Here is a 24,122-nt window from a genome sequence, read left to right as displayed (position 1 = left end):
AAAAACAATATCGATCCTTCACACGTTGAAAAAGATCGATATTGTTTTTATGTATACATTAAAATTGTGATTTTATTTTTCAATCGGCACTATCCAATAAGAATACGAATAGTCTTTATAATGCAGCCTGTAAGGTTCTAAAGGCAGTGTACCCCAGCTATTGATGCTTCCCAATCCTTGTTGGAATCCGTCAATATTTACGAAAACCTCTTTTCTCGGGTCTATTTCGCCAGCATGATGTTGCACGCGTTCATCATTGGTATGTAAATCTTCTTCGGCAAAATTAAGGGCAGATACTGACAGTGGTTTTTCACTTAAAAATTTAAGTCCGGAACCATCTTCCTTAGTCAATGCAACCCAACGAACATCTAATTTATTCCCCGTTTCTTGCGGACGGATATACGGGAAATATTGTTCTTCAATTGTTTGCTTATACAACCCTACTTTAGCCGCATGTTGTCTATCAGCATAGGCTTCAAAAGGACCTTTACCATAAAACGTGATGTTTTTATACGCTTCTGGCAATACTAATTTATTTCCGAATTTATAGAAATCGGGATGCTCGCCTTTAATTGCTTTTAAACTGTTAGTTACTTTTACAGCACCGTTACCATCTACTAGGTAAGTTTCAATTATTTTGGCATCGCCGTCAAATAAATCTCTTGTGAATTTTATTTCTACTTCCGTTTTAGAAAGTTGTTTTACGGACGTTGTTACGCTACCTTTTGTACCAGCATCTTTCCATGCTTTGTATCTTTTTTGCGTCCCTGCACCATAATCATTATCAACTGGCGCTCTCCAAAAATTAACTTCTGGGCCTTTCTTTAAAAGACCTTTATTCTTAAAGTTATAATCGGTTAGTGTTCCTGCTTTTTGATCAAATAGGACAGTAAAATTTTCACCAGTAACAGTAATCACATCACCTTGCGTTTTAGAACTTACAGCTGCCGTTGCTTTTTCAGGAATTTGAACGTTTGCCTCTTGCAACTGGAATTGCTCGTAAGCCACAATATGTCCTGCTTTTAATAATGCTTCGTCTGTCTTAAGTATTGCTGAAACATTTAAGAAATACTCTACATCCTTTTTAAATGCCGCTTTAAAAGGAATTTTTACCGCTTTTTTAGCTTGCGGATTAATGTCTATAGCGTCCATTTTTCCGGAGTCAACAACTTCACCGTTGGCAATGACTTCCCAATTCAATTTGTAGTTTGACAAATCTCTAAAGAAATACCAGTTTTTAATATCAATCATCCCGTTTGCAAGATCATTTTCATAAAATTTCACATCTTGTTGAATGTGCGCAACTTCATGGATATGCGGGTTTGGTTTTCTGTCTGGTTGTACCAAGCCGTTGTTTAAAAAGTTGTTATCACTTGGTGTGCCTTCTGGTCCAAAATCGCCTCCATAAGCATAAATTTCTCTACCATTTTTTTCAATTTTTAGGCCTTGGTCTACATAATCCCAAATAAAACCACCTTGAAGTTTGTCGTATTTTTCATAGAGGTCCCAGTATTCTTTAAAACCACCCATACTATTCCCCATAGCGTGGGCATATTCACACTGCACTAAAGGTTTTGTTCTCCTTGGATCTTTGGCATAGGCTTCCACCTGTTCTGGAGTATCATACATAGGAACAAAGAGATCAGTATTCCATTCATGTACCGCACGTTCATATTGCGTTGGTCTGGTAGTATCCAGTTTTTTGGCCAACAAATACGATTCATAAAAATTATAGCCATTTCCTGCTTCGTTACCTAAAGACCAAATAACAATGGACGGATGATTTTTATCACGTTGCACCATACGCTCTACACGTTGCAGATGTGCTTTTAACCAGGCAGGATTGTTCGCTAAGGTTCTGTCCAAAGCATACCCCATGCCGTGAGACTCTATATTGGCTTCATCAACTACATAAATACCGTATTCATCACATAATTCATAAAAATAAGGATCGTTAGGGTAATGTGCCGTTCTAACCGCATTGATGTTGTATTCTTTAAAGATTTGAACATCCCTTAGCATGTCTTCACGAGAAATGACGTGGCCTGTATTAGGATCGTGCTCATGACGGTTGACGCCTTTGAATAAAATTGGTTTTCCATTCACCAAATATTGACCATCTTTTACTTCAGATGTTCTAAAGCCTAATTTTCGAGAAATAGCTTCGATGACATTCCCTTTTCTGTCTTTAATGACGATGTTTAATTGGTATAAATTTGGAATTTCAGCTGACCATGTTTTTACTTGCGGAATCACTTTTTTGAAACTGAAAGTTTGCGCTGTATTAGGCGTCAATTCATACCCGGTTGATGCGCTATAAATTGATTGGTTATTTCTGGTGATTTCTACCGAAACACTTCCTTTTTGCTTTTTAGAATCGATACTTTTTACATCGAACGCTAAATCAAAAACACCATCGGTATAATTGTTTTCCAATCCTGCTTTGGCAAAATAATCTACCAACTGAATCTTTGGCCGTGCATATAAGTATACATCACGCTCAATCCCGGAAATTCTCCAAAAATCCTGACATTCTAAGTAACTACCATCACTCCAACGGTACACTTCTAAAGCAATACTGTTGGTTCCTGGTTTTACAAAATCGGTCACATTAAATTCTGCCGGCAATTTAGAGCCTTGACTATAGCCCACTTTTTTACCGTTAATCCAGATATAGAATGCCGATTTTACAGCTCCAAAATGAATGAATAAATCCTTACCATCCCAATTGTTCGGCACATTAAAAGTTCTTTTATAAGACCCCACCGGATTATCGCCGTCTGGAATGTCTGGCGGATTTAAATGCCCCTTTTGGAATGGGTACGTCGCGTTCACATATATTGGCACTCCAAAACCTTCAACTTCCCAATTAGAAGGTACTTTTATCGTGTTCCAGTTTGAGGTATCGAAATCTTCTTTATAGAAATCGGCTGGTCTGGTTTCTGGCGTATCACTGTAATTAAATAGCCAAGTACCGTTTAAAAGCATGTAATTCTCTGCTTTTGAAAGGTCGTTTTCCTTCGCTAATTCTAAAGAACTATACGGGAAAAACGTGGCACGTGCATCTAATTTATTGATGCCTATCACATCAGGGTTTTCAATAACAGGGTCCAGGGTTTGGCCGATGCCCACATAACTTCCCAACACTGCTAGGAACGCCGTAAGGATACGTTGATTTCTTTGTTTCATTGCTTATTTAATTTAATGTCTTTTCAATTAGTTTTGGTTGGAATACAACTTGCTCCATTCAACAAAATCTTTTTTGGTACCGTTTTTAAAAGGAATCAAAAAGAAACTGTAGGATTGTTTTTCTTGCCCTTTGATTAAATATTCCTCCTGTGGTCTTCCTCCCCAGCTATTATCTCCGGCAACACCACGTTGGGCTAAATCGATATTAAGTTGTACCAAATCTTGCTCTTTAATATCATTGATGTGTTTGGACGCATTAATTTGCGGAATACCATCGGTTCTAAATTCTTCCTCCAACTTGTCGTTGCCACTATAAGCAATACCATCCGTCGTGTCAAAATCTTCGTTTGGCATGTGCAAGGCGCTCATCCCTAAACCTTGGAATTGATTTTTTGCAACCACTAAAAGTCCGTTGTTATTTGCATCAGCAAAAGCTGACCAACGCACGTCTGTTTTATAGCCATTTTCCTGTGGTCTTACGTAAGGCACATACTGATCTCGCACTTTCGATTCGTATACATCAAGAAACGCAGAGGCTTTTCTGTCTTGATAGTTTTCCCATGGCCCACGACCAAAATAGGTCATGTTTTCATAGGCCTTTGGCAATTGCATACGCATCCCCAATCGTGGTAAGTCGGCCTCATATGCTGTTTCGTGTAAGGTATTGTTGATTTTAATCACGCCGTTACCAAGAATATGGTATTCTGAATCGAACGTCGTGTCTACACCTGGTAAGTTATAAGTCACATTGATGGTGACACTGCCATCATCATTTTTAGTAGAAGTTAATTTGGCCACTTTCGCAAACAACGATGCTTTTTTCCATTCGATGTTTTTGGCTTGCATTTGGCTACCAAAATCATTGTCCGTTGGTGCACGCCAGAAGTTCGGTTTCGGTCCGTTACCATCTTTCAACAATTCCGCTCCTTCATAGACATAAGAGGTGATTTGTCCTATTGTTTTATCAAAAATGACTTTTACATCTGCATTAGAAACCTCAAAATTCTCTTTTGATTCTTTGATACTTAAAGCCGCTTTATTATCCAATACCGTGTTTTGCTTGGTGTATTTACGCGATAATGCAAATTGCTCATGAGCAACTTCATGTGCTTTAGGAAGAATGCCCCAAGGCGCTTTAGTTTTCGCTGAAATCTCTAAGAAATACTCGGTGTTTGCTTTGTAATCGACATCTTTTAGGGATACCCTGATCAGTTTTCCAGTGTGTGTTTCTACGGAGATTTCTTCAATAGGAATCGTTTTTAACACCTTTCCATCAGCTTTAATTTCAGCACTAAAAGTGAAGTGATTTAAATCTGTAAAATCATATAAATTCTCCACTAGAATACGGAGTTCATCATGACGGTTGATGCCTTGATCTCTGAAATTGATGAATTCGTGTGCTTTTTTAACTTCAAACAAACCTGGCTGTGGGGTACGGTCCGGGAATACAATTCCGTTATTTAGGAAGGTATTGTCGGTTGGCATATTTTCGCCATAATCACCGCCATAGGCATAAAAACGCTCGCCTTTTTCGTTGGTTTTCCAGATTGATTGGTCAACCCAATCCCAGATGAATCCACCTTGAAGGTTGTCATAACGCTCAATAATATCCCAATAATCTTGAAAATTTCCGGTACTATTTCCCATCGCGTGGGCATATTCGCTAGGAATATAAGGTCTGTCCGTTTTGGTTCTTCCAACCGCTTCAAAAGTTGCTGGCGTTGGATATTGTGGCACTATAATATCGGTATTGGTATCCATATCCCATAAACTACCGTCGTAATCTTTATACGGACGCTCGTACTGTACTGGGCGTTTTGTTTTGTCGTTTGCCTTCATTTCATCATAACCTTTGAAGAAATTCACACCGTTTCCGGCTTCGTTCCCCATAGACCAGATAATTACTGATGGATGGTTTTTATCGCGCTTTACGAGACGCACCATTCTATCAACATGTGCGTTTTCCCAACTTGGTTTTTTCGCTAAGGAATGTTCGCCGTAGTACATACCGTGAGATTCAATATTTGCTTCATCAACGACATATAAACCATACTCATCACACAACTCATAAAAACGACGTTGTTGTGGGTAGTGACTTAAACGTACGGCGTTGATGTTATTTTCTTTCCAAAGCTTGATATCTTTCATGATCAATTCCTCTGGTACAACGTGTCCCGTTTCAGGATTAGCTTCTTGAGTATTTACGCCCTTTAAAGTAATACGTTGTCCATTGACCAATAGCAGACCTTGCTTAATTTCAACTGATCTAAACCCAATTTTAGACGTCGTCACTTCTAATATTTTTCCTTTGTTATCTTTAGTTTCAATAAGAAGGGTATAGAGATTAGGATGTTCTGCACTCCATTGTTTAACACTTGGTAAAGTTGCAGAAAAACTCACTTCATTTTGTTTAGAACCATCGATGGTAAATGATTTTAATTCTGAGGCCACTGTTTTCGAGTCGGCATCTAAAATCTTATAAGAAATACTTCCTTTGTCCGATTTAGAATTGGCGTTGTCAAGATTGACATCAAGTCCAAAAACACCATCTTTATAGGCAGCATCTAAAACTGACACTACCTCATAATCTTCAATACGCAATTTAGGTTGTGCGTACACATATACGCTACGCTCAATCCCGCTGATTCTCCAGAAATCTTGAGCCTCTAGGTAGGAACCGTCAGTCCATCTGAAGATTTGAAAAGCAATTTTATTTTTGCCTGGTTTAGCAGCTTCCGTAATATTAAATTCTGCAGGTAATTTACTGCCTTGGGAATACCCAATATAAGTACCATTAAGCCATACAAAACCGCCTGATTTCATTGCACCAATTTGTAAGAAAATCTCCTTACCATCCCAATCATTTGGAATAGTGAACTCGCGGGCATAAGACCCTACTGGATTATAGGAGTGCGGAACTTTCCCTGGATTTGCAGGATAGATACGATCTACAAGCTCCATATCATCAGCAATCATGGCCTTATAATCAGAAAACTCATATTGGTGATTTACGTAAATAGGAACGCCATACCCTTCCACTTCCCAGTTGGACGGCACTTTAATATCATCCCAACCAGACATTTCTTCATTTAAGTTCATGAAGGTTGTCGGTCTGTCCTTCGGATCTTTTACCCAATTGAATTTCCAAAGACCATCTAGTAACTGATAAAAATGAGGAGTGTTGTTTAAGGCATCCTTTTCAGTGGTAAACGAGGTAAATGATGCGTGGGCTTCCAATTTATTATCGCTAATGACCGCCTCATTTTCAATAAAATGTTTGTAATCTTTAATCGGATCCTTGTCTTGTGCATTAGCATTTAAAACAGCAAGGCACACAAAAACAAATTGAAATGCCACTAAAGCCTTCTTTTTTAAAATCATGATGAAATGTTTAGTTGTAGGGTATAAAATATATGAATTAGTACTTCCTATTTATGAGATTAATCTCCCAGCAAATTCAACAATTGCAAGAAGAAAAAAATCTATTGGCAACGTCCTAAAATGCGGGCCAAATTAATTGCCTAAAATAAGCAAAATATACTGATTTATGGGATGAGAATTCATAAAATTCTACGCAACCGATTGAGTAAAACCTCAGCAACAGTCAATACTGCATTAATATTAGCACTATGAGAAGTTAGACTCATAATAGAATAAAAAATCCCACCCAATTAGCTTGGGTGGGATTTACAATAGGACTACTCTACTGCAATATGTAATTTTAAAATATTAGTTTGCTCTACCTATTCCCATCCTGGATTTTGAGTCAGATTGCCTTGGCTCAAAATGATTTGTTCGGTAGGTATTGGCGAGAGATAATCCCTTCCAAGTTTAAAACCGAAACCTTCTGGGATTGTGTTCATATAGGGATCGATGTACCCATCAGAGTTTACTAGAATCGAACTTCCAATCAAATCAGAAAATTCATCTTCCAGATCACTTCCTATAATTTTAAAACCTAGCCATCTTTTTCCAACAATAAGCTCATCTGCCGCAGCCCAACGCATTAAATCGTCAAAACGCTTTCCTTCCAACGCCATTTCCACACGACGCTCTCTTCTCACTTCATTTATAAGATCACTCAGGCCCGGAAAGTCCTTATTAGGATCTGAAACTGGAGAGATACTCATTGCAGGCATCCCAACACGTGCCCTCAATAAGTTAATTGAGGCATCTAAGTCATCTTGTGTCAAATTACCCAGTTCAGCCTTTGCTTCCGCAAAATTAAGAAGCACCTCTGCATATCTATAAATAATGGCACCTGTAAAGCTGTCGTATCTTTGGACGTTATCTGTTGGTCCACCTTTGTAAATCTGATACCCTGTTGTATTTGTAATCTCATTATTACCTCTAAAGGTTGGGAATTCAAATATTTCATTTGGCACTCCCGTATTTTCTGTAAGTAAGTCGCCAGGAATATCAATGGTTTGTGCAAGACGAGGATCTCTATCCTTTGCAATGGTTGTAAGACTTAGCTCCTGACTGGTGCTGTACAACGGGCTTACAGCAATGGGATTTCCGTCGATGGACAAATAGGAATCGACCAATGATTTTGTTAACCCTGTCCCAGAACCTGTGTGTGGAAGATAATGTCCAACGTAGTGACTTACGCCATCAGCAACATTATATTTTTTCCAAAACATAACTTCTGAAATTCCGGAATAATCTACCTGATTAAATAAATTATAATAGCTAGTAGCCGTTCCATTATTATACAATGTATATTCCCCTTGTTCAATCAATGTGGAAGAGGCGTCAACTGCCCATTGTAGAAACTTTGCACTTTCATTGGTAGGCGCCGCAAAGACATCATCATTGTGATATTTCTCCCAAGTACCTTCGTATAGACACACTGTTGACTTTAATGACAAAGCCATACCTTGGTGCACCCTAAAGGCTTCTGCAGAACTTCTAGGTTTTAGATTAGCAATGGCTCTGTCCAAATCTTCCACAATTTTTGTGGCTAATTCATTTCTAGCCATTCTTGCTGAATACAATTCTGGAGAATCCGTATTTAGGACTTTATTAATATATGGCACGCCACCGTATCTTCTTAAAAGATTGTAATAAAACATGGCCCTGAAAAAATAAGCTTCTCCATTATAGTGGTTGAGTGAACCTTCATCTCCTTGTGCCGTACCACTGTTTTCAAGATAAAAATTGACGCTTCTTATGGATCTATAATTCCAAGAGCCATCCGTACTTGGTACATTGCTGGTGTTTCCAACAAACCGATCGTTGACAAAAATATCGGCCAAGTTGTCGCTGTTGTTGTCAAACTCAAAGATACCACCATTATAACCACTATGTACAGGGAATGATGTGTAGAATTGATTGAGATAAAGTTTAAGGTCATTAGATGTTTTCCAATAGGATTCTGGAGCAATTTGATCTTCTGGCAATTTATCCAATAGATCATCTGAACAGCCTAAACTGAAAAGCATTATAAAAATTAGTGCAATGAAATTTATATTTTTCATAATTATGATGTTATTAAAATTGAACATTTAAACCTAGAGAAATCGATTTTTGGAGTGGATAAATCTTTCCATTCCCCCAACTACCACCAGTGGCTTCAGGGTCATAGATGGTTGACATTTTAGTAAAGGTCAATAGATTCTCCCCTGCCATAAATAGCCTTAGTTTTTTAAGACCTAATTTCTTAATAATATAATCGTCAAAGCTATATCCAAGAGTGACATTCTTTAATCTTAAGTAAGCGCCATTTTGTAAAAATCGCGTTTGAACTTGTTGATTTCTCCAAGCACTTCTAAAAGTTGGTCTTGGTAAGAATGCGTTAGGATTACTTTCTGACCAATAATCCAAATGCTCCACAAACCCAGCTGATTGCCACTGATTGCCTACAGCTCCAAATGTATAGGCGTCACCTGTCCAGACCTCTCTCTTTCCAATACCCTGCCAGAACATTGAAAAATCCATTCCTTTATAATCAAAACCTGCATTTAATGAATATAAATAGCGAGGCGTTGAATTACCGATTACAGTTAAATCTCCAGGATTGTCAGAAGTAACTTGACCTCTATCAATTTTTCCATCTCCATTTAAATCTTTATACTGCACATCCCCTGGAAACCACACGCCTCCATACAAAGTGGACTGATCAGCACCATTGTCAATCTCTGCTTGATTTTGATATAAACCGACAGTTTCATAGCCCCAAATTTCACCCACATATTCTCCTTCACGATAGTTGTTCAATAAATTATTTGGATTGCGGAATTTAGTGACCTTAGTTACAGCATCAGATAGAACTATGCCCACATTATAACCAATATCACCAATATTATCTTTCCAACTAACATTAAAATCAAAACCTTTAGTTTCTAATGAGGCATTGTTAGACGGTGGCAACGTAGCACCTAATAAACCTGGCAATGGCTCTGAATTACCAAACATGTCATCAGTTGTCCTTACAAAATATTCAAAAGTTGTCTGTAACCTATTATTGAATGCTGCTATATCTATACCAAAGTTATCAGTCTTAACAGTTTCCCAAGTTAAATTGGGGGAGATAAGATTTGGGGTTAAAGTATAATTAGGCCGACCATCATTGCCCAACCACCACAAATTAGTCCGTATTGGCATAGTCGCTATATAGGAATAGTTCAATATATTATCAAATTGGTCCTTTACATTCTGATTACCAATAGATCCTGTCGAATAACGCAATTTGAACATATTTACCTGTTCGATAGGCCAAAATTCTTCCTTCGCAATATTATATCCCGCAGAAATAGAAGGAAAAAAATGCCAGCGCGTATCACGAGAAAATCTTGAAGAGGCATCATATCGTCCATTTACTTCAAACAAATATTTTTCCATAAAATTATAATTCAATCTTCCAAAATAGCCCTGAATTGCAAAGCCACCTTGAGAATCACCAACATTATCCTCTCCCACACCTGTTGAAACGGAAGGCACGTTATCTGTTATCAGATCATTTTTAGAAGCCTGTACAGAACTGTAATCAGTTCTTTCCTGTTGAAAACCAACCAATCCAGAAAAATTATGTTTCTCATTGAAAGATTTTTCATAAGAAACCACCACGTTTGGAGAGATATAATTCCTTTCATATGCATATCTTACAAAACTGTTATTTTGTTGGATCAAACGTTCTTGACCATCAGGCTCTATCACCCCAACTTTCGCAGTATGAGAGGAGATGTTCGTTGTTTCACGTTGGTAAAGCAGACTCGTTTTGATCTTTAAATCTTCAATGGGTTCAAATATTAAATCAACACTGGCATTGGTATTGAAATCTCTTTTTAGACGTCTTCCACCATCTAAAAGAAAAGGAATCTCGGATCCATCACTATAACTGCCGTTGGGCATAACCACCCCGTTAGTTGGCCAACGTCTTGCTATATTATGTAAATATAGTCCAGGATCATAACTGGGTCTATCTAAATCCTCACGGGACATTCTGATATTTGCGTTTACAGTAAACCAGTCATTCATTTTACTTCCAATTTTACTGTTAAGCGTGTAACGCTCATAACTGTCATCTCCAAAATTAATAATCCCGGGAGAATCAAAAAAGGAACCTGATACGTTATAATTGAGGTTTCCTTCGTTACCTGCAAAACTAAGATTATGTTGCTGACGCAGTACCATATCTTTATACATCACGTCAAACCAATTGGTATTGGCGTTGGAACCTGTATATTGTTGCCATCTGGTACCCGCCTCGTTTGCAACGGTCACTGGAGTATTTATGGGATCAGCTAAATAAGCCTTTATACGTGCTAAAACATCTGTGCTAAATATAGCTGCACCACCACCGTTGGTGGCAGCAAGATTGAAATAATCCGCAAATTGTAAAGAATTCATCATATCCGGTATTTTAGTTGGAGATGAATAAATATAGTTATTGGAATAAGTGATTTCATGTCCTACAATTCCTTTACCACTTTTTGTCTTGACCAATATCACACCAAAGGCAGCACGTGACCCATAGATTGCTGAAGAGGCCGCATCTTTTAAAACTGAAATAGTCTCAATATCTTCTGGATTAATATTGTTTAACCCTGATGGATCATTCAATGGGATATCATCGACAATCACCAGAGGTGCGCCATTTCCCTGAAGATTACCAACCCCTCGGATACTGATATTCATACTCGATCCCGGTGACCCCCCGGCATTTCCTACGGTTAATGACAGGCCTGGTGCAGAGCCTTGGATGGCCTGCATCACATTGCTCACAGGCCTATTCTCCAACACCTCAGCGTCGATGGTACTTATGGCACCAGTAAGATTGCCTTTTTTCTGGGTCCCGTACCCTACTACAATGACTTGATTTAAGCCCTCACTCTGCTCCATCATAACCGCGTTAATAGTCTGTTTGCCATTAACAGCAATAGACTGGGTGGCATACCCTACATAACTAAATTGAAGTGTACCATTAGTACTGACCTCAATTGAATAATTACCATCGAAATCTGTAACTACTCCTTTACTTGTGCCTTTTTCTATAATGTTAACTCCCGGTATGGGGTCGCCATTAGTAGCATCAGTAACTGTCCCTTTTACTGTAACTTGCGCTTGTACGACAGTAAAACCGAACAAAAAAAACACAAGCAGTAACATACTTCCTTTTTGAATCATTAATATTTATTTTTAAGGTTAATATTCTATTCACACAGCAGTGCTATGTATTACATAACACAATAATATATAAACTTATGTTAAATTTTAAGGTAATTAGACGAATAACACCTCTAGATCGATACACAACTATTTCTGCGCGGTGAACTGAGTTTTATAAATCTAAAAAAAAAAATCAGCTGGTCATTAACATGTTTAATGATCAGCTGATTACAGCATTCCTAATAAAAATTATACTATTATTCGTAAGTCAAATACGCCGACACTAACCAGTGGTTCAGCTTGTCACCATCCACAGGAGTGGCAGGAATTTTTATTTTGATCGTGTGCGCGCCCGCTTTTAAGTCGCCTAAACTGACTACCATTGGTTCAACGGAAGACCCTGGACACCAATTAGATCGTGATAAATCAGAAGAGGCAATACGTTCTTCAATTTCTTTGACCTCGTATTTATTAGTTTTTGGACTTATATATGATGCGGAATCTTTCTTGATCCAAACACCTGATGTTGGATTGAATCGTCGGAAGGACGCACAATCATCCCGCCACGGAATGGTATCCAAAACCAATGTATTATTAAAATAGACACTGTTTTTGATTTTGATAAATTCATCACCTCCACTATGTCCACCGTGTCCGGTAGTGATGTAATGCAACTTCACATTTTTAGCATTCTTCTTTAGTTGAATGGTTTGCTCCAAATCTTTATGGGCAAAATTATCTGGTATTTTCTGTCCGCCAACGTACGGAATGGTATTCACTAAAGGAAGCACTGAAACTTTTTGTTGTGTTCTGTCAGAATACTTCAATTCCAGGTCAAAATCATAACCTTCTGCGGTCCAGGAATCAATCCAAACACCTACATAAAACGTCCCCGTCACCACGCTTTCTAAGGCCGTGATATCATGCTCCCACACCACTTCTTTTTCCCAAGAAGGAATATAAACTGGTCTTCGATACTTTACTTTATTATCACTATAATGTCCCACGCCAAACGGAGTCATAAATCGCATGAGTTCCACTACTGGTTCGTAGGTTTTTCCTTTTACCAATCCCGCGTATTTCCCATCTACATAAGAATCTGTTGGGAATTTTTCGTCCTTTCCTGCAATATCCAGAATGGAAAGTTTTTCAGAATCAGAAACCACGAAGACAGATCCCGATTTATCCCAGCGATCACCATTCGAGCGTACCGTCAATTTTATGTTCACATCCGTGCCTTGAGCAAATGTAGGTACCGTAACTTTTTTATAGACCAAACGGCCGTCCATTAAACGCGCCGTCTCAGCATCGCTGCCTTTTTCGCCGCCGAAATTGAGAGGTTGCTTCTCAAAAACCTTGTAAATAGAGGGCTTTTGAGCGCTTGATGAAAAAATTGCAAATACTAAAAATGTAAAAATTAATACGTTTGATTTCATGTTAAAAGTGTGTTTTCTGTAATTGATAAGAATAGATGTTTTTAAGCGAGTTACTTATTTTAGAATGACCTTCATAGTATTTCCATTCACCAAGTCGTCATGATTAATAAAATACCCCTTATGTTTTTTTCCGTTGATTAGAATGTGATCGATGCGACCGTTGCCATTGGTTTCTTTTTCTATAACCAACTCACTATTCTTGTAATATTTGGAATCTAATTGAATGGTGATTTTATCGAACAGCGGCTTGGTAATGGTATAAACAGGTTCTCCAGGAGCGATTGGGTAAAAGCCCATCATAGAATAGACTACCCAAGCAGACATGGTGCCGGTATCATCATTTCCCGGAATGCCATCAGGCGTGTTCTTGAAATGTTTTCTAACCAAATCTTCTACCATTTGCTGACTGCGCCACTCTTCGCCTTTTACATAATTGAAAAGGTACGGATAGGCAATTCCCGGTTCATTAGCCATATCAAATTGCTCCGTATCGAATATTTTTTGCAACTGATCTGTAAAGCCCTTACCGCCATTCATCAACTTTATAAGCCCGTCAATATCATGCGGCATCATAAACGAATATTGCCATGCATTACCTTCAATAAATCCGATGTTTTCAGAGAAATTAGCACCTGCATAAGGATCAAAGGGCTCGTACCATTCCCCATTTTGTAGTCTAGGACGTAACATTTTTAATTTTTTGTCGAACAGTTTTTTATACGATAATGAGCGCTTCTTAAACCGTTTGTAATCGTCTTTTATACCGAGGGCGTTTGCCAGTTGAGCGATGGCATTATCCGCCGCATTATATTCTTGAGTGGTCGAAACCGAACCACCATGATCCGTTGTCACAAACCCTTTTTCAATATAATCTTTCAAACCTGGACGCAGGGGATTATTCTCCAAATGATCGGCACTTTTTAACATCGCTTCATAGGCCTTGTCAACATCAAAATCGCGAATGCCTTTCAAATACGTATCCGCAATAACAATACTCGCTGGGTCGCCTACCATGGTAAAGGTTTCGGTGGAATTCAATTCCCATTTAGGCAACCAACCGTTCTCTTCATACATATCCAACATACTATGGATCATATTATTCTGCTGCTGCGGATAAACGAGCGATAACAATTGGTGCACATTCCGATAGGTATCCCATAAGGAAAAGACGGTATAGCGCGTCCCATCGGTATTTCCGATGTTTCCTGTTTTTATTTCAGGATAGTCGCCGTTGACGTCATTTAAAGTATTCGGATGGATTTGCGTATGATACAAAGCGGTATAAAAAACAGTTTTATCGTCTTCAGAACCTCCTTCCACTTTGATTTTGGAGAGTGTTTCATTCCACGCGTTGTAGGTGTCTTTATAAACGTCTTCAAACGTTTTGTTATTGGTTTCCTTTTCTAAATTCTCGCGTGCATTGGCAATACTCACGTAGCTTACCCCGATTTTAACTTCAACCGTTTCGGCCTTATCAAAATTATAAGTAAAATAACTGCCAATACTATCACCAACTACCATTTTGGTCGATTTCTCCATCAGACGCGTTTTGCCATTATAACCCATCCATTGTGCTTCCACACCTTCATATGTCGCAGGTTTTTTCCAAACGCCAAAATTATCAGCTGGTTTTGAAAATTGAGCGACAAAATAAACCGGATATGCGGCTTCTGGACTGTTGTAACAGAATGATCCAACGGAACGCATGCCTTCAATTTCAGTTGATGAGACGACTTGCACCATAGCACCTTCCTCATTGGTCAACCCTAAACCAAGATTCAACAACACATTGGCTTGTCCTTTTGGAAAATGAAATTTACTCACCCCTACTCGAGTAGACGCCGTGAACTCAGCTTTCACCTTATATTTATCGATTTCCGTACTGTAATAGCCGGCTTTTGCGACTTCATTTTTGTAGGTAGAACCGTAGTTCAGGTGATTGGTTTCTAATTCGCCCGTAGTTGGCATTAACAATAACACTCCTAAATCTGGACAGCCCACACCACTTAAATTGACGTGGCTAAAACCGGTTAAAAATGTGTTTTCATTCACATACGGATTGGACAACCACTGACTGTCCTTTTCCAAGGTGTTTTGTGGTCCCGCTACGTTAAACGGACTGATACTCGCCATGCCTCGCGGGGCAATTGGGCCAGGAAACGTGGCGCCGTAATTGGAGGTACCAATAAACGGATTCACATAATCGGCTGGTTCTTGTGCCATAAGGCTGGAAGTACCACAAAAAAATAAGAGAATTAATAAGCCAAATTGTTTCATTTTTTAGGTTTATTTTTTGACGTACTTAAGGAGTACGGAACATTTTCATTTGCAATGCCCCAACTTGTATTTGGAGTGTTGCCCATATTAAATCCTAAGACACCGCCGTTTTGGAGGACATCAAATTTCAGATAGGTGTTGTTATAGGTGTTTCCATTCAATTCCGCATTTTGAATGTAGACATTCGATTCTGAATTGTTGTTGGATTTGATTATAAAGGTGTTCCCGTTTTCTAAATGGAGGGTTGCTTTTTTGAACAGCGGACTTCCAATTACATATTCGTCCACGCCCGGGGTTACCGGATAAAAGCCTAATGCGCTGAACACATACCAAGCCGACGTTTGACCGTTGTCTTCATCACCACAATAGCCGTCAGGTGTTGCTGAATACAATTTCGTCATCACGTTCCTAACCTTCTCTTGAGCTTTGTAGGGTTGATTGGCATAATTATACAAATAGATCATGTGCTGAATGGGTTGATTGCCGTGCGCATAGTTGCCCATGTTGACGATTTGCATTTCTCGAATTTCGTGAATCGTAAATCCGTAGTAGGACGCGTCAAATTTTGGTGGCATGTCAAAAACTTCATCCAACTTGCCCACAAATGGTTCCTTGCCGCCCATCAAATCAATCAAGCCTTGAATATCATGAAAAACGGACCACGTGTAGTGCAAACTATTGCCTTCGGTAAACGCATCGCCCCATTTTAAAGGATTAAACGGACTTTGAAAACTGCCATCCTTGTTTTTCCCACGCATCCAATTGGTGGATGGATCGAAAAGGTTTTTGTAATTCATGGATTGCTTAAAATACTTTTTGGCAAGCTTTGGTTTTCCCATTTTCTCCGCCATTTGAGCGATGGTAAAATCGGCGTAAGCGTATTCTAAAGTTCTGGCTGCATTTTCGTTGATATCCACATCATACGGCACGTAACCCAATGTGTTGTAATATTCCAATCCGGCTCTGCCCACGGAATTTACAGGACGTCCGTCTGCAACGGTGGCATTTTTAAGTATGGCTTCCATTAAAATATCGGCATCCATATCTTTGGCACCTTTTAAAAAGGCATCAGCAATAATAGGCGCTGAATTGGAGCCAATCATCACATCCCGATGTCCCGGACTTGCCCATTCTGGCAACCAACCCGATTCTTTATACGTATTAGCCAAGCCTTGCATAATTTTGCCATTAAGCTCAGGATACATCATATTAAAAAACGGAAACACCGCTCTGAAAGTGTCCCAAAACCCATTGTCCGTGAACATATAGCCCGGTAAGACTTTCCCATTATACGGGCTATAATGCATCATCTCATTATTGGCATCAAACTCATAAAATTTTCTTGGGAATAGCAACACACGGTATAAAGAGGAATAGAATGTTCTGAGATTATCGATGTTATCATCTTCAATTTTAATTCTGCCCAACTCAGTTTCCCAAGCTTGTTTTGCTTTTTCTTTTGTTTGGTCAAAAGTGTCTGCGCCAATTTCTCTTGAAAGATTTAGTGCTGCTTGCTCAGGACTTATAAATGACGACGCCACTTTAACGTTTACCACTTCTCCTTTTTTTGTTTTAAATCCGATAATGGCGCCCACATGGTCACCTTCGCTATCAGTAGTGTTTTCAACCAATTGCCAACCATCTTTCCAAGTGTGGTTGAGCTCAAAATCTTTATCAAATTCAGCCACAAAATAGTTGTGAAAATTCTCGGGCACCCCACCGCTATTGTTTCTAGCGTAGCCAATAATTTTGCGTTCTTCAGGAATGATTTTCACCATGGATCCTTTGTTAAACGCATCGAGGATGATATAGGAACTGTCCGATTCTGGAAAGGTAAATCTAAATTGCGCCGCTCGTTCTGTTGGTGTTACCTCAGCCACCACATCATAATCGGCCAAATACACCGAATAATGATACGGCGTTACCGTTTCTGCTTTATGCGAAAACCAAGATTCGCGCTCATCTTCTTGAAATTTTAAATCGCCGGTTACGGCCATAAAGGAAAACGCTGCATAATCATTCACCCACGGACTCGGTTGGTGGGTTTGTTTGATGCCTCTAATTTTGTTTTCACGGTATTTATAAGTCCAGCCATCGCCCATTTTTGAAGTCATTGGGGTCCAAAAATTCATCCCCCAAGGCGTGGCAATGGCGGGATAGGTATTCCCGTTGGACAAATCGAAAGATGAATCCGTGCCCATTAAAGGATTGACAAAATCCACCAAATCGTGACTGTCGATGTAGCTATTATTCTGACCTATGCCAGTTGTTCCTGCACATACAATGGCAAGTAAAACAACCCACGACCGTTTTAAAATAAGTATTGGCATTTTATTATTTATTTAATATGCTTATTTGTTTGAAGCCCTTTTATTGACTTAGGACTGCAGGACGTAAGACGAATCACAAAATGTTTTGTGTTAGGTTTAATCCGTCCTACGTCTTAAGTCTTAAGTCCTAAGTCTTCCATCTTTGTTCTTAATTCTAACAGCGCAGCGGTCTTAATTCTATTTATTCAACTCCACCGCATTCCCATGCCCTCTATACAACACCAACGCATCTTCCAACTCCACTTCAATCAGGGTTACATTCGCATCTAAATTCTTCTCTTGAGGGATTTCAATTCTTAAGATTCCAGGAATATTATTCCATTCTGCACCACCATTTCTTTCGAAACTCAATTCTTGTCCACTCCCCACAACTTTGATGGATTTCACTTTATTCTGAATTCCTTTTAAAGAGATGTAGTTTTTAGGATTGTCAAATAATGCCAAATAGATTTTTGTGTCGTCTTTGCTCAACAAGGTAGGGCCGTAAAAATGTCCGTAAGGCAAACCTGCTTTAGCACTAAAAACAGCCGATTCATGTTTATTAACCCATTCCCCTAAAGCTTCCAAACGTTCTAACTGCTCTTCTGCAATAGTCCCGTCAGGTTTAGGCCCGATATTCAATAATAAATTTCCTCCGGTAGCAATCACCTCAACAAAAGTTCTGATGATTTGAGATACCGGTTTGTAATTCGTGTCGGATGGGAAATAGCCCCAATTATCGTTCATGGTCATACAAAACTCCCATGCACCTTCTGGCCTTACTACTGGCACACCTTGTTCTGGGGTGCTATAATCGCCGTGGGTTTTCAAACGGGAATTCACAATCACTTTTGGGTTCCAAGCCAATAAGGAATCTTTCAAGGATTCTGCGCGCCATTGCTCGCTAGATTTTTCCCAATCGCCATCAAACCAATATAAATCCGGATTGTATCTGGTACTCAATTCTTTTAACTGCCCATCATTAAATCTCAAAAAACGTTGCCATGGCGACAATTGATTTTGATTTTTTTGAGGATAGTTTTTACGAGTATCAGGACGCGGAAAAACAACATCATAATCCGGATGCGACCAATCAATTAGCGAGTAGTACAAGCCAACTTTTAAACCTTCTGCCCGCAGTGCGTCTACATAAGGCCCTACTAAATCGCGCTTCGCTGGCGTTTTTTCTACAACGTTTAAATGGCTGAATTTGGTATCCCATAACGCGACACCATCATGATGTTTGGTAGTCAATACCGCATAACGTGCTCCAATTTTCTTAAAGAGTTTTGCCCAAGCTTCCGGATCGTAATTTTTGGCGGTAAATTCTTTTCCTTGGGACATATAATCGTCATAAGAAATGCGTTTGTGATACATGGACCACGATTCGCCAATGCCTTTTACGCCATAATAGCCCCAGTGGATAAAGACCCCAAATTTGGCATCTTGAAACCACTCTAATCGTTCTTCTTTTGACAGTTTTTCTTGTGCTACCACGTGATTAGCGACTAAGAAAAACAGGACTGCTATAACTTTATAATATCTCATTGTTAACTGATTTGATTATAGTTGGTAAATCTTTTTTTTTAATAAAAACACTCATTATTTCAAAGTAATTTCTACTATGGTGTCGATGTCATTCTGATCACTTTCAGGGATTTCTATAAGTAACCCATCTTTTGTTTGTTTGGTCTTGACCTTTTTTTTAGTAGCGAATAACTTAGCCGATTTTATTGATGCATTAAACTCCGGAATAACAAAAGCCGTAGTTCTATTTTCTAATAAATGAACGTAGAGCACATTTCCTTTTTGGGTTGAAACCCAATCTTTGCTAGGTGCTATAATTCCAGCTTTGGTGCCATAGATGGTTTCACCGTTTATTTTTAACCAATCACCTATTTCTGCTAAGGACTGGATATGTTCGTCTTGTATCTTGCCATTCGGCATTGGTCCGACATTTAGTAACAAGTTACTTCCAAACCCCGATGCTCTCACTAAATAGTGAATAAGCTCTTTCTTTGATTTGTGTTTTTTGTCTTGTAAGTCAAAACCCCAAGAGCCATTAATTGTCGCACAAACTTCTTTTGGTAATCTGCCAACATTCGATTCTGATGTCCCAAAACCTGTTTTATTCTCTCCAGGCAAGTCGCGTTCAAACATTTGAAAATCTTCACCTTGTTTGAGCGCGTCGTGATGATTATTCCCAATTAAACACTGGGGCTGCAACTCATGTATCAATTTATAAATCTCGTCATAATGCCAATTTTCATCCTTTTTATCCCAATCGCCATCAAACCAAATACCAGCAACGTCACCATAGTTAGTCAACAATTCTGTTAATTGAGCCTTCATGAAATTGATATAAGCATCCCAATCGCCTTCCTTTCTTCCCTCAATGTCATTACCTGTTTTACCTCTTGGAAAATAATCATCGTTATGCCAATCCAATAATGAATAATAAAAAAACAGTTTGATACCTTCCTTTTCACAAGCCTTTGCCAAATCTTTGATAACATCCTTTCCGTAGGGTGTTTTTTCAACAATGTTATAATCACTAGCTTTAGAATCGAACATTGAAAATCCATCATGATGCCTGGTAGTGATGGTTATATATGTCATCCCAGCATTTTTAGCAATCTTCACCCATTCTTCAGCATTGAATTCAATGGGATTGAAAAATGAAGGCAGCTTTTTGTAGGCATCAATGGAGATATTTTGATTATTCATCACCCATTCCCCATCACCCAAAATACTATAAACACCCCAATGAATAAAGAGTCCGAATTTCGCATCCTCAAACCACTGCCGAGCTTCCAAATTGCTTTGGGTTGGCTCATAATTAGTTTGGGCAATATTTTCTGCAGTGATAAAAAGAAGCAGTGTCAATAACAAAATTCGGATCCTTTTCATACTTTAATTAATTATTATTTCATCTACAAATAGCCACACATGCCCACCTTTTGGAAGCGTTTTTAAACTTGTGGCTATAACTTTTACATATCTAACGGATTGTTCATCAAATGAAATTGTAAAATCTTTCAGATCAAAAGAAGGATTTTTAGCAAAAGCTCTTTTCTCAGAACCAACTTCCTTATAACTCTTACCATCCTTAGAAACATAAACAGTTACTGCGGTTGGGAAATAGATGCCAGGACCTTGATTTTCCATAGTACCTAAAGCCACTTTAGAAATGGAAGTCTCTACACCCAAATCAACTACGGCTTCCATATCTTTACCTAACCATGCTTGCCAATGGCCATCGTGGAAATTTTTAGTGCCTCGTAAGGTGTTTACCATACCAAATTGGCCTTCACCTTGGTATTGTTTATTGTATGGTTCCTTAAAAGTAACGTCCTTTCCAACTGCTTTATGAAATTCAATCGTTGTATTAAAAGGCACGCCAACTGGTTTATTATCTTTAAATAGTGAGGCATGAATTTCAGTAGTTTTATCAATTACTAAGGGCTCTGAATATTTTGTTGCGTTGTCTGTTAGTTTCGCATCATTTAATGCATAACGAATATCAGCATCTGTAAACTCATTTTTCAATTCTACAGAAACCTCTTTTGTTTCCATATCAATTTTTACATCTTCCATAACTAAGTAGGAACTCTTTGCATAATTGATGTCCATCAAATCATAACGCTTAAACATGGTTTCGATACGCGAAGAGAAATCTTCCCAATTACGAGACTCTTTTGGAGACCACAAGGTTTCAGATAACGCTGCCAATCTCGGGAAAATCATATACTCGGAATGGTCCGTAGTTTTTATTTGTTCAGACCATAAATTGGCCTGCCCGCCCAAAACGTGTTTTGCTTCCTCGTCCGTCATGCCTTCTACCAATGGATCAAACGTGTACACTTTACTTAATGGCGTATAGCCGCCCCACGCTAAAGGCTCTTCATTTTGCGGGCCTTGGTAATGGTCAAAATAGGCATGTGAACCTGGCGTCATGATCACATCATGACCTTGTTTTGCTGCTTCAACACCGCCGGCAACACCTCTCCAACTCATAACCGTTGCTTCAGGTGCGATTCCGCCTTCTAAAATTTCATCCCATCCAATCAGACGTTTCCCTTTGGCGTTGATAAAACGCTCCATGCGCGTGATGAAATAACTCTGCAATTCTTCAACATTTTTTAAACCTTCTGTTTGCATGCGTTGCTTACAATTTGGACAGGTTGCCCAATTGGTTTTGGTCGCTTCATCGCCACCAACATGAATGTATTTAGATGGAAAAATCTCCATAACTTCTAACAATACATTCTCTAAAAATTCAAAAGTATGTTCTTTTCCTGCACAATAAATATCTGTAATTGGCCAAACACCTCCTGAAGGCACACCAACTGGACGTTCATGACAAGATAATTCTGGGTAGGCCGCAATTGCTGAAGTGACGTGCGCAGGCATTTCTATTTCAGGAATAATTTCCACATTTTTAGTCGCCGCATAGGCTACTAAATCTTTTAATTCTTCTTGGGTGTAGAATCCGCCGTAGGTGCCTTTTTCGTCTGGAGAAGTTTCTTCTCTCCCGTCCCAATGCTTATCTTCTTGATCGACTCTCCATGCCCCAACTTCTGTCAATTTTGGGTATTTTTTTATTTCGATCCTCCAGCCTTGATCATCCACCAAATGCAAATGCAAGACATTCATTTTAAGCATTGCCAAACGATCAATGGTTTCCTTTAAATAATCGATTTCAAAAAAATGACGGGACACATCCAACATCAAACCTCTGTATTTATAACGTGGTTGATCAGAAATTGTCAAGTTTGGAATAATCCAGGCTATATCACCAATTTTATCAGGGCTTTCAATACTTACAGGAAGTAATTGTCTCAGTGTTTCCAATCCATAGAGAAATCCAGCATTTCCTTTCGCAGAGACGATGACACGATCAGAATTGACGTCTAATTTATAGGCTTCCACTTCTAAATTGCTATCCACAACCAATTGCACAAAATCCGCTTTTGGCGCTTTTTCTGACACCTCTAAATCCCATCCCGCTGCATTTTTGAATTTACTTAAAAATCCAGAAATCACATCGTTTTGAGAGGCGTCTGAAATGACAATTTTTGTGTCATCACTAAATTGAAAAGACCCTTCCGCCAAGGTTAGTTGCGCAGGTTTCGGAATAACAGCGATCTCCTTTTCTGTAAACGTTTTGTTCACCTTGTTTTCTTCACAAGACCACGTTATCGCAATTAATGCTAAAACAACTAGCTTTCTAAATACACTCATTTTTCTAAAATTTTATATGATCAATTAATTTTCTATTCTTCCCAAGACATTTTGAAAGTGGCATCTTCCATTCTGCTGCCTTCTGCTTCATCGGTTATCGCATAATTAAATCCGGAACGCAAACTATAGCCGGCGTGTTCTCCATTTTTATTAATAGCGATAAAACCAACCTGCAAATATTCCATATCTCTATGGTTTTTATGTTTGTTATAAATGCGTTCTACAATTTCTTTACAGGCCTCTAAAGGCGATTTGCCTTGGCGCATCAATTCGACCACCATGGCACTGCCGGCAGTTCGTATGACCGCTTCACCCAATCCTGTTGAGGCTGCGCCGCCCACTTCATTATCCAAAAATAAACCTGCACCAATAATTGGCGAATCGCCAACACGTCCGTGCATTTTCCAAGCCGCTCCACTTGTAGTACAGCCACCTGAAATATTGCCGTCCTTATCAATAACCAACATGGAAATGGTATCGTGATTTTCCATATTGATGACCGGTTTATACTTCGATTCTTCCATCCATTTTTTCCAATCCGCTTCTGCTTCTGCCGTTAAAAGGTTTTCTTCTTTAAAACCTTCAGACAAGGCAAATTGAAGGGCGCCTTCACCCGAAAGCATCACATGCGGTGTATTTTGCATGACGTTTTTAGCCACAGAAATTGGATGCTTAATGCCTTGTAAAAAGGACACCGCCCCACAATCGCTATTATGATCCATAATACAAGCGTCTAGAGTTACTTTGCCTTCGCGATCCGGAAAACCGCCATACCCCACACTTCTTACTTTAGGATCTGCTTCAGGGATTCTCATTCCTGCTTCAATCGCATCTATGGCCGATTTGCCATTTTTAAGTTGCTTCCAAGTCTCGTCGTTGGCTGGCAACCCGTGGTTCCAGGTTGAAATCACAAAAGGTTTCGATCCCTTCTTTCCTGAACTCACTACTGGTACTGCGGCAGTGGCACTAGTTACACTGGTACAGCTCAATACGGAACTAATTCCTATAGTGCCTAAGGCTGCTTTTTTTATAAAATCTCTTCTGTCTGACATACAGT

At 39.0% G+C, this 24,122-nt stretch carries 11 protein-coding genes; all 11 read right to left on the bottom strand.

Features of this window, described 5'->3' with window-relative positions:
- Window positions 1-72: 72 nt before the first annotated feature.
- The 11 genes from JEM65_RS04020 to JEM65_RS03970 all read right to left on the bottom strand — a co-directional run bounded on the left by JEM65_RS04020 (window position 73) and on the right by JEM65_RS03970 (window position 24,117).
- Window positions 73-3,189 carry a glycoside hydrolase family 2 TIM barrel-domain containing protein gene (locus JEM65_RS04020; protein ID WP_199597304.1) on the bottom strand — a complete coding sequence of 1,039 codons (3,117 nt, stop codon included), beginning with the start codon at window positions 3,187-3,189 and terminating at the stop codon, window positions 73-75.
- A 27-nt stretch (window positions 3,190-3,216) separates the two neighbouring features.
- The gene (locus JEM65_RS04015; RefSeq protein ID WP_199597302.1) at window positions 3,217-6,570 is read right to left on the bottom strand and encodes a glycoside hydrolase family 2 TIM barrel-domain containing protein; all 3,354 of its coding nucleotides are present in this window, start codon (window positions 6,568-6,570) and stop codon (window positions 3,217-3,219) included.
- A 362-nt stretch (window positions 6,571-6,932) separates the two neighbouring features.
- Window positions 6,933-8,669: a RagB/SusD family nutrient uptake outer membrane protein gene (locus JEM65_RS04010; RefSeq protein ID WP_199597300.1), complete on the bottom strand. Its 1,737-nt coding sequence runs from the start codon at window positions 8,667-8,669 to the stop codon at window positions 6,933-6,935.
- A 13-nt stretch (window positions 8,670-8,682) separates the two neighbouring features.
- Entirely contained in the window at window positions 8,683-11,817 is a 3,135-nt protein-coding gene (locus JEM65_RS04005) for a SusC/RagA family TonB-linked outer membrane protein (RefSeq protein ID WP_199597298.1), read from the bottom strand.
- Between the two features lie 239 nt (window positions 11,818-12,056).
- A complete protein-coding gene (locus tag JEM65_RS04000; protein WP_199597296.1) occupies window positions 12,057-13,235 on the bottom strand; it encodes a PNGase F N-terminal domain-containing protein in 1,179 nt (392 codons plus the stop codon).
- 54 nt (window positions 13,236-13,289) lie between these two features.
- On the bottom strand, window positions 13,290-15,512 hold the full coding sequence (locus JEM65_RS03995) for a GH92 family glycosyl hydrolase (RefSeq protein ID WP_199597293.1): 2,223 nt from the start codon (window positions 15,510-15,512) through the stop codon (window positions 13,290-13,292).
- A complete protein-coding gene (locus JEM65_RS03990; protein ID WP_199597291.1) occupies window positions 15,509-17,842 on the bottom strand; it encodes a GH92 family glycosyl hydrolase in 2,334 nt (777 codons plus the stop codon). Before JEM65_RS03990 ends, JEM65_RS03995 begins: the two co-directional genes overlap by 4 nt.
- Window positions 17,843-18,019: 177 nt before the next feature.
- Window positions 18,020-19,369: an alpha-L-fucosidase gene (locus JEM65_RS03985; RefSeq protein ID WP_199597289.1), complete on the bottom strand. Its 1,350-nt coding sequence runs from the start codon at window positions 19,367-19,369 to the stop codon at window positions 18,020-18,022.
- Window positions 19,370-19,423: 54 nt separating this feature from the next.
- Window positions 19,424-20,731: an alpha-L-fucosidase gene (locus JEM65_RS03980; protein WP_199597287.1), complete on the bottom strand. Its 1,308-nt coding sequence runs from the start codon at window positions 20,729-20,731 to the stop codon at window positions 19,424-19,426.
- 3 nt (window positions 20,732-20,734) lie between these two features.
- On the bottom strand, window positions 20,735-23,065 hold the full coding sequence (locus JEM65_RS03975; protein ID WP_199597285.1) for a glycoside hydrolase family 20 protein: 2,331 nt from the start codon (window positions 23,063-23,065) through the stop codon (window positions 20,735-20,737).
- A gap of 32 nt (window positions 23,066-23,097) precedes the next feature.
- Window positions 23,098-24,117, bottom strand: a complete 1,020-nt coding sequence (locus JEM65_RS03970) for a N(4)-(beta-N-acetylglucosaminyl)-L-asparaginase (RefSeq protein ID WP_199597284.1) — start codon at window positions 24,115-24,117, stop codon at window positions 23,098-23,100.
- Window positions 24,118-24,122: the final 5 nt, after the last annotated feature.

Source organism: Gelidibacter salicanalis (assembly GCF_016469035.1).
Lineage (GTDB): Bacteria > Bacteroidota > Bacteroidia > Flavobacteriales > Flavobacteriaceae > Gelidibacter > Gelidibacter salicanalis_A.
This window is presented reverse-complemented; position numbering and strand designations above follow the sequence as displayed.

Bases quoted from the DNA above. Each gene is read 5' to 3' on its own strand.
- JEM65_RS03985 (WP_199597289.1), bottom strand. From the start codon at position 19,369: ATGAGATATTATAAAGTTATAGCAGTCCTGTTTTTCTTAGTCGCTAAT.
- JEM65_RS03980 (WP_199597287.1), bottom strand. From the start codon at position 20,731: ATGAAAAGGATCCGAATTTTGTTATTGACACTGCTTCTTTTTATCACT.
- JEM65_RS04010 (WP_199597300.1), bottom strand. From the start codon at position 8,669: ATGAAAAATATAAATTTCATTGCACTAATTTTTATAATGCTTTTCAGT.
- JEM65_RS03990 (WP_199597291.1), bottom strand. From the start codon at position 17,842: ATGCCAATACTTATTTTAAAACGGTCGTGGGTTGTTTTACTTGCCATT.
- JEM65_RS04000 (WP_199597296.1), bottom strand. From the start codon at position 13,235: ATGAAATCAAACGTATTAATTTTTACATTTTTAGTATTTGCAATTTTT.
- JEM65_RS04020 (WP_199597304.1), bottom strand. From the start codon at position 3,189: ATGAAACAAAGAAATCAACGTATCCTTACGGCGTTCCTAGCAGTGTTG.
- JEM65_RS03995 (WP_199597293.1), bottom strand. From the start codon at position 15,512: ATGAAACAATTTGGCTTATTAATTCTCTTATTTTTTTGTGGTACTTCC.
- JEM65_RS04005 (WP_199597298.1), bottom strand. From the start codon at position 11,817: ATGATTCAAAAAGGAAGTATGTTACTGCTTGTGTTTTTTTTGTTCGGT.
- JEM65_RS03970 (WP_199597284.1), bottom strand. From the start codon at position 24,117: ATGTCAGACAGAAGAGATTTTATAAAAAAAGCAGCCTTAGGCACTATA.
- JEM65_RS04015 (WP_199597302.1), bottom strand. From the start codon at position 6,570: ATGATTTTAAAAAAGAAGGCTTTAGTGGCATTTCAATTTGTTTTTGTG.
- JEM65_RS03975 (WP_199597285.1), bottom strand. From the start codon at position 23,065: ATGAGTGTATTTAGAAAGCTAGTTGTTTTAGCATTAATTGCGATAACG.